The organism is Actinomycetota bacterium (assembly GCA_030682655.1).
Lineage (GTDB): Bacteria > Actinomycetota > Coriobacteriia > Anaerosomatales > JAUXNU01 > JAUXNU01.
The window spans coordinates 1-1,169 of record JAUXNU010000206.1; the positions used below are offsets into that span (position 1 = coordinate 1).

Genomic DNA, 1,169 nt, shown 5'->3' on the forward strand with positions numbered 1-1,169 from the left:
CACGTTCGGTGAGACCGGAAGGCGACGGGGCCTGCGCGATCACCGGGCGAGAGAACCGGGCCGAGACGTCCACGTGCTCCCCGGGTCCCCGGTCGAGGATACGGTGGGGTGGCGGCATCGGCACCGAGGGACCACGCCGGCCGGTGTGTCGCCGGACCCGGAAGCGGTGAGTCCGTGCGCACGGACCTGTGTCGCTGCACCGAACTAAGGCATCCAGCGGACGGCGCAAGCGCTAGAGTGATGTCAGGCATCGGCCGCCGCTGATGCCTGACATGTTCGGTGAGATGACTGACTCGCAACTTCTCCATTGTGGTAACGCTTGTCGTTATTGACGCATGGCGTTACTATCTTCTCATGATCGTCTCATTCAAGGACGCGGGCACAGCACGACTCGCCGGCGGAATGCGAGTCAGGCGTTTCGTCGCCATCGAGTCTGTCGCCCGTCGCAAACTTCGGCAGCTCGAGATCGCCGGACGCCTCGACGACCTGCGAGTGCCGCCCGGCAATCGACTCGAAGCGCTGAAGGGTGATCGCGACGGGCAGCACAGCATCAGGGTGAACGATCAGTACAGGGTCTGTTTCCGCTGGACGGCGGCGGGACCGGAAGATGTCGAAATCGTGGACTACCACTAGAAGGTGACGACTATGGCAAGGCTCGAGCCGGTGACACCAGGCGAGCTCCTCCTCGAGGAGTTCCTAAAGCCCATGGGCATCTCGCAGTACCGTCTCGCCAAGGAGATCGGGGTGCCCGCACAGCGCATCGGCCAGATCATCAAGGGCAACCGCAGGATCACGGCGGACACGGATCTGCGGCTGTGCCGCCTCTTCTGCCTGTCGGACGGCTACTGGCTTCGCGCCCAGGTTGCCTACGACACGGAAGTGGCGCACGAGGAGCTCGATGGCGACCTGGCCAAGATCAAGCCGTGGCGGGGATGCGCGGTCTAGGTCACTGACCGAACCCGCGCATCCTTAGTTTAGTGTCACTCTGCCCCCGTGGGATTCCTGACGTCCGTCAGGTAGCCTCGGATCCGACGGCGGAGTGACCCGCAGCGCATCTGTCGCCCGATCGGGCTGACCGTCAGCTGTTATGTCCCCCGCCGCCGGGTACCGAGGGGTCGCCGTCGTGACTTCATAGGAGCCTGGCCAGCAGGCCCCAGCTAAGGCGTGTC

Annotated in this window: 2 protein-coding genes; both read left to right on the forward strand. The window is 64.5% G+C overall.

Going from position 1 to position 1,169, the window contains the following annotated elements:
- The first annotated feature begins 354 nt into the window (after positions 1-354).
- Positions 355-633 (forward strand): type II toxin-antitoxin system RelE/ParE family toxin, encoded by a 279-nt coding sequence (locus Q8K99_13960; protein MDP2183655.1) that lies wholly within the window; start codon positions 355-357, stop codon positions 631-633.
- A gap of 12 nt (positions 634-645) precedes the next feature.
- A complete protein-coding gene (locus Q8K99_13965) occupies positions 646-945 on the forward strand; it encodes a HigA family addiction module antitoxin (protein MDP2183656.1) in 300 nt (99 codons plus the stop codon).
- The last annotated feature ends 224 nt before the right edge of the window (positions 946-1,169 follow it).